Here is a 6,551-nt window from a genome sequence, read left to right as displayed (position 1 = left end):
TTTAAAGAAGTGGAAGAGTCCGGGTTTAAAACCTTCAATACATTAACGAGAACAATCATATTAAACTATGATGATATTCTCAATTATTTTAATGCTCGTAGCACGAATGCGGCAGCTGAGTCTTTCAATGCCAAAATAAAAAACTTCAGATTACAACTTAGAGGCGTGCGAGATAAATCGTTTTTCCTTTTTAGATTATCTAAACTTTTTGCGTAGTCCCCAAGTTTTGGAACTGATCCTAAATTCTGGACTGCTTTGTATAATTTTATTAAATAAACAAAAGATAAAACATTAGATAAAATAAAAATCCCTTAAATCGTAAAATTTAAGGGATTTTAGAAATCAAATAATTTCTTGTGGTTTCTCCAGGAATCGAACCAGGGACACATGGATTTTCAATCCATTGCTCTACCAACTGAGCTAAGAAACCATTTTGTTTGTTTGACTTACTTCGTTGTTTTAAAGTGATGCAAAAGTACTAAGTTTTCATATATGAAGCAAGTATTAATCACACTTTTTTCTAATAAAAATAAAAACCTACTGATTCTCAGGAGAATTATTTTCTTGTTCCTTTCTTATTTGTTCACTCATTTCTTCTAACACAGGTTTTATGGTACTTTCAGGAAGGTCGCTTATCCTAATATACATCAATCCATCAATGGCATCATTGAAGTTGGGATCCACGTTAAATGCAATAACTTTTGCATTTTGCTTAATGTATTTTTTGATCAGAACAGGCAATCTTAATTCTGGTTCTAGATCGTCAATGATCTTATCCAGCTTGTTTAGATCAGATTCCATTTCGTCAAAGAATAAGCTTTTATCTCTTTCTCTAAGTCTTACTTTATATTCGTTTCTAGGAGTAATGTATTGAGCCACTGCAGAATCATAATAATTAGAACGCATAAACTCAATCATTAATGATTTAGAGAACTCTGAAAACTTATTAGAGATACTCACACCTCCCATTAGGAATTTATGGTCAGGATTTCTTAAACAAACATGCACAATTCCTCTCCATAAAAGGAAAAGAGGAAGGGGTTTCTGTTGGTATTCTTGGCAGATATAGGCTCTTCCCATCTCAATTACTTTTCTAAAGAAAGGATGGATATCTTGTTCAAATTCAAATAAAGAACTGGTGTAGAAACCTTTTATACCAGATTTCTTCATTACTTCCTTACCTAAAGCCATTCTGTAGGCTCCAACAAGCTTCTCTTCTGCATTATCCCAAAGAAAAAGATGATGATAGTGCTTGTCATATTCATCAAGGTCAAAAGGCATATTACTCCCTTCTCCTACAGCACGGAATGTAAGCTCTCTTTGGCGCCCAATTTCCCTCATTACAGAAGGTATTTCTTCGTAAGCAGTGAAATAGATTTCATAGTTACCATTACTAAAAAGCATTTTATCAGTGCCTTTCAGTTTGCTAATGTCTTTAATGATATCTTCTTTCGGAGTTTCATCAATGATATTCTGAACAATATTCTCTTCTCTAAGCAAAGGGAACTTTACATATAGATTTTGAAGATTAATAGCCTGAGCCAAAGACTTTCTCTTTTCGTAGTAAGATTTCATCATATAAACCTTACGTTTTAGGAATTCTCCTAATTCTTCCATGGTTTCCATCTCATCCATTGTCTTGACACTGATGGGTTTTCCAATCCTGATACGGATAGGTTTTTCCCTGTCATTCATCATTTCAGCAGGAAGCATCAAGGTCTGTAAACTCGGGTGAATTTTTGCGACCTGATAAAAAAGGCGGCTGTTCTTTGCATGGAAATACATAGGAACTACCGGCACTTTTGCCATTTTAATAAGCTTAAGAGCCGGTTTTTCCCATTCTTTATCTAAAATTTCACTGTAAGGATTGTTTTTGTTAGAAACTTCTCCTGCAGGGAAAATACCTACACAACCTCCGTTTTGTAAATGCTTTAATGTTTCACGCATTCCTGAAGAGCTGCTGTAAGCTCCTTTTCTGTTTTCAAAAGGATTTACAGAAATTACGAATGGCTCCATCGGCTTGATTTTTTCCAAAAGGAAATTACCCATCACCTTGAAATCCGGACGTACTTCTGATAAAATTTTGCACATTAAAATCCCGTCAATCGCTCCTAGTGGATGATTGGATACCAAAATAAATGGTCCTGTTTTTGGGATTTTTGCGAGATCTTCTTCAAAAGCAACATAGCTTAAGTTTCTTTCTCTCACAAATGAGTCGAAAAAGTCTTTACCTTCCTTATCTTTTAGTTTATCGTATAGTCTGTTTACTTCATTTATTTTAGCAATGCTCATCACAGCAGATGCTATTGGATTCTTTAAAAATCCTATTTTACTTAAGCCGGAAGCTTGAATTAAATCGTTTTTCGAAATTAAACTCATGTGTGTTTAGTCGCAATTAATTTTATTGTGTTACCATTTGAAGCGTATTCTTAGAAATCTGTTCCAATAATACACTTTTTTCCTGGTAAAATTTATCTATGTTCTCCATCTTCGCATTTCTCACGGTAAATAAAGATACATCTTTTACTACTTCAGTTTTAAAAATTTTCTGAAGTTCTTCATTAAGCTCGTCTATTTTACCAAATTTATCTTCCAGACATAAAGCTAAGGAAATTGCAGAGTTCTGCATCAAAGAAACTTTGATTTTATATTTTGATAAATAACCAAAAACCAAACTCATATGATCTTCAGCAACGAATGAAAAGTCTCTTGTAGAAATTTTTAAAAGATTTTGATTTTCTTTTAAAATATAAGATTCCTGATATTCATTTTTATCTGAAGCACCTACTTTTGTTCCTTCTTTAGTAGGATCTACGAAAGATTTTACATAAAAAGGAATATTCTTTTGTTGTAAAGGCTGCAATGTTTTAGGATGGATAACACTTGCTCCATAATAAGCCATTTCAATTGCCTCTTCATAAGAGATATGTGAAAGAAGGGTTACATCCTTGAATTTTCTTGGATCTCCTGTCATTACTCCTGGAACATCTTTCCAGATCGTCATTGCATCTGCATTTAAACAATAAGCAAAGATCGCTGCAGAATAATCTGAACCTTCTCTTCCTAAGGTTACTGTGAAGTTATTATCATCAGAACCAATGAAACCTTGCGTTACATAGCAGATTTCAGGGTTTAGAGTAGACATAAATTCTTCAGTCTTTTTCCAATCTACATTACCATCTCTGTAAGAATTGTCAGTTTTTATATAATCTCTGGCATCTAACCATTGATTGGTAAACTGTATCTCATTCAGATATTCGCTTACGATTTTAGTTGAAATCATTTCTCCGCAGCTTACAACCTGGTCGTAAACAAAATTGTAGTTTGGAGATTTATTTCTTCGTAAAAAAGAATCAATATCATCAAAAAACAAATTGATTTCTGCAAAAACAGCATGATTTTCCTGGAAAAGCCCCTTAGCTATTTCAATGTGTTTCTGTTTAATGTTCTTGATCTCAGCTTGATAGTTGTCCTTCTTGAAATAAAGCTCTACCACTTTTTCCAATTCATTAGTCGTCTTGCCCATGGCTGAAATTACCAGCACACACTTAGCAAATCCTTGGCTTTCTAATACCATGGATACATTTTTTACACTTTCAGCATCTTTTACCGATGCTCCACCAAACTTGAAAATTTTCATTAAATTGTTAAAAATAAAATTGTTAGATAAAATTTAATTGAGTTTTTTACGGACGTCAAAATTATAAATTTACAACGAGATATGAAAGAGGCGAGTGGTACTAAGAATTAAGATTTTATTAAAATTATTGATACAGCCCAAATATTAAAATTTTCTTTCCTTCGCGTGTTAAATTGGTGATTCACTTTAAGGACTAAATTGCAGATACTGATGTGGGTTTGTGGTGTAATCATTTGATATACAGTAGGTAGTGTATTTTGAAAGAAAATTCTTTATATTGTTCCAAATTTTACGAAATTTGAGCAAAACGTAAAAAGAAAAATATGTCAGATCAACCATTACAGACTTTAGGAGAATTTCTTATTGATAAACAAGACGACTTCCAGTATTCTACAGGTGAATTTTCACGTCTTCTGAGTGCAATAAGACTTGCTTCTAAAGTGGTAAACAGGGAAGTAAATAAGGCCGGAATTGCAGATATCATTGGAAAAGCAGGAAATGAAAATATTCAGGGAGAAGAGCAGCAGAAGCTTGATGTGATCGCTAATGAAATTTTTATTACAGCATTATCCCAAAGAGAGGTAGTTTGTGGTATTGCTTCTGAAGAGAATGATGATTTTATTGACATTAAGTGTGGTGAAAATGGTCATCTAAGTAAATATGTTGTATTGATTGACCCGCTAGATGGTTCTTCGAATATTGATGTAAATGTCTCTGTAGGAACTATTTTCTCTATTTACAGAAGAGTAAGCGAGCCAGGTACACCCGTTCAGTTAGAGGATTTCTTACAGAAAGGAGTGAATCAAATTGCTGCAGGATATGTTATTTACGGTTCATCTACCATGATTGTTTATACAACAGGAAACGGGGTGAACGGATTTACATTGGATCCTTCTTTAGGGACCTATTATCTTTCTCATCCGAATATGACATTTCCAAAAACGGGTAAAATTTATTCTATCAACGAAGGAAATTATATCAAATTCCCTCAAGGTGTTAAGAACTATCTTAAATATTGTCAGATGGAAGAAGGCGACAGACCTTATACCTCAAGATATATTGGTTCTTTAGTAGCAGATTTCCATAGAAATATGTTAAAAGGTGGAATCTATATTTATCCATCTTATTCACAAGCTCCAACTGGGAAACTAAGATTACTGTATGAATGTAATCCTATGGCATTCTTGGCAGAACAAGCGGGAGGAAAAGCAACAGACGGATTTAGAAGAATATTGGAAATTGAGCCAACAGAACTTCATCAAAGAATTCCGTTTTTCTGTGGAAGTATAAATATGGTAGAGAAAGCAGAGGAGTTTATGCGAATTGACAGTGTAAAATAAATGAAAGCAAAATATTCTAGATATTTATTAGAATTCAAACGCCCGAGTGGAACATCTCGTGGCGTTTTGCATGAAAAAGAAACTTTTATTCTCGAAATCTCAGAAAATGATAAAAAAGGAATAGGAGAGTGTGCTATTTTCAGAGGACTGAGTTTTGATGACCGACCGGATTATGAAGAAAAGCTGCAATGGCTTTGTGATCATATAGAAAAAGACTCTGAGTTTTTAAAAGAAGAATTAAAAGAATTTCCATCTATTTGGTTTGGGTACGAACAAGCCATTTTGAATTTACAGAATGGAGGCAATCTATATTTTCCTAGTGAATTTACACAAGGAAAAGCTTCAATCGTTATCAATGGTTTGATCTGGATGGGTGACATTCATTATATGGAAGAGCAGATTCAGGATAAACTGAATAATGGTTTCCATTGTATTAAATTGAAAATTGGAGTCGATTGGAAATCTGAACATGTAGTACTTCAAAAATTAAGACAGAAATTTTCCAAAGAAAAATTAGAATTACGTGTTGATGCCAACGGTGGTTTTAGCAAAGTAGAAGCGAAAGTAGTATTGCAACAATTGGCAGATTTGGATATTCATTCCATCGAACAGCCCATTAAGGCAGGTAATTGGAGCGATATGGCAGAATTATGCGCTGAAACTCCAACTCCGATTGCTTTAGATGAAGAATTAATAGGAATCATTAATTACGACGAAAAGAAGAAGCTTTTGCAAACAATAAATCCTCAATACATCATCTTAAAACCTGCTTTAGTGGGAGGTTTTTCCTGTTCTGATGAATGGATTTCTCTTGCAGAAGAATTCAATATTGGTTGGTGGATTACCTCTGCGCTTGAAAGTAATATCGGACTCAATGCAATTACACAGTATACATTTACCAAAAAAAATCCGATGCCACAAGGGTTGGGCACCGGAGCTTTATTTGTCAATAATTTTGAATCCGATTTGGAACTCAAAAATGAGTTGCTATGGTTCAAAATATAATTGAGAAGAATTAACTAGCATGCGGGAGCTGGTGAATCTGGGCAAGTAGTATTGCCACAATAGTCAGGTGCCCATGATCTACAACACATCGTACTTGGATTCCAACTGTTGCATCCAAGAGGCGGTCTTCCTCCTTTGATTGTCTTTAGTTTTTCTCTTTTGATTTTTTCTAGATTTTTCATAATAAAGATTTAATTGATTTGTAAAGTAAAGATCAATTTCTTTTTTAGAATAAACAAGATTTTTAACTATAATTAACTAGATAGTGAAATATTATGAATGTTTTACTGTCTAGTTAATTATAGGATAAAAGCTAAAAACAAGAAATATCTAATAAACTCTAAAAGCTTATTAGATAAAAAATTGAATTGGTTGTATAGATAATGTAATTTTAGGGTCGGATAGTTAGTTTTTTTATATTGTTAATTAAATCACGTCTTTCACGAAAATTGCTTTCTTAATTTTTTTTAATAAATAAGAAAACTTACTTTTAACTTTCTTCATGATATAAAATTTATATTTCTCTGTTTAATGAATTCGCAATCTTTATGCCAATTTTAGTTCCC

6 protein-coding genes and 1 tRNA gene are annotated in these 6,551 nt (G+C 33.2%); 3 read left to right on the top strand and 4 right to left on the bottom strand.

What is annotated here, in order from left to right; all coding sequences use genetic code 11:
• Window positions 1–216 (top strand): transposase (locus BUB80_RS19465; protein WP_228433893.1); only part of this gene is annotated, 216 nt, incomplete at its 5' end.
• A 141-nt stretch (window positions 217–357) separates the two neighbouring features.
• Here the strand turns inward: BUB80_RS19465 and BUB80_RS19460 are convergent.
• The 3 genes from BUB80_RS19460 to BUB80_RS19450 form a co-directional block, all read right to left on the bottom strand.
• Window positions 358–430: transfer RNA gene (locus tag BUB80_RS19460), tRNA-Phe, on the bottom strand.
• Window positions 431–537: 107 nt separating this feature from the next.
• On the bottom strand, window positions 538–2,379 hold the full coding sequence (locus BUB80_RS19455; RefSeq protein WP_073296614.1) for a lysophospholipid acyltransferase family protein: 1,842 nt from the start codon (window positions 2,377–2,379) through the stop codon (window positions 538–540).
• Window positions 2,380–2,401: 22 nt separating this feature from the next.
• On the bottom strand, window positions 2,402–3,640 hold the full coding sequence (locus tag BUB80_RS19450; RefSeq protein ID WP_073296612.1) for an aspartate kinase: 1,239 nt from the start codon (window positions 3,638–3,640) through the stop codon (window positions 2,402–2,404).
• Between the two features lie 323 nt (window positions 3,641–3,963).
• On the opposite strand from BUB80_RS19450, the gene fbp reads away from it, so the two are divergent.
• Together fbp and BUB80_RS19440 are read left to right on the top strand one after the other, a co-directional pair.
• Window positions 3,964–4,980, top strand: coding sequence for a class 1 fructose-bisphosphatase (fbp, locus tag BUB80_RS19445; RefSeq protein WP_073296610.1), 1,017 nt, complete (start codon window positions 3,964–3,966; stop codon window positions 4,978–4,980).
• On the top strand, window positions 4,981–5,985 hold the full coding sequence (locus BUB80_RS19440) for an o-succinylbenzoate synthase (protein ID WP_073296608.1): 1,005 nt from the start codon (window positions 4,981–4,983) through the stop codon (window positions 5,983–5,985).
• Between the two features lie 14 nt (window positions 5,986–5,999).
• Here the strand turns inward: BUB80_RS19440 and BUB80_RS23705 are convergent, their stop codons facing one another.
• The gene (locus BUB80_RS23705; RefSeq protein WP_175549634.1) at window positions 6,000–6,167 is read right to left on the bottom strand and encodes a bacteriocin-like protein; all 168 of its coding nucleotides are present in this window, start codon (window positions 6,165–6,167) and stop codon (window positions 6,000–6,002) included.
• Window positions 6,168–6,551: the final 384 nt, after the last annotated feature.

It is taken from the genome of Chryseobacterium polytrichastri (assembly GCF_900142445.1).
Classification (GTDB): Bacteria; Bacteroidota; Bacteroidia; order Flavobacteriales; family Weeksellaceae; genus Chryseobacterium; species Chryseobacterium polytrichastri.
This window is presented reverse-complemented; position numbering and strand designations above follow the sequence as displayed.

Excerpts from the sequence above, each read along its gene's own strand:
- BUB80_RS19455 (WP_073296614.1), bottom strand. The coding sequence starts at position 2,379 with ATGAGTTTAATTTCGAAAAACGATTTAATTCAAGCTTCCGGCTTAAGT.
- BUB80_RS19450 (WP_073296612.1), bottom strand. The coding sequence starts at position 3,640 with ATGAAAATTTTCAAGTTTGGTGGAGCATCGGTAAAAGATGCTGAAAGT.
- fbp (WP_073296610.1), top strand. The coding sequence starts at position 3,964 with ATGTCAGATCAACCATTACAGACTTTAGGAGAATTTCTTATTGATAAA.
- BUB80_RS19440 (WP_073296608.1), top strand. The coding sequence starts at position 4,981 with ATGAAAGCAAAATATTCTAGATATTTATTAGAATTCAAACGCCCGAGT.
- BUB80_RS23705 (WP_175549634.1), bottom strand. The coding sequence starts at position 6,167 with ATGAAAAATCTAGAAAAAATCAAAAGAGAAAAACTAAAGACAATCAAA.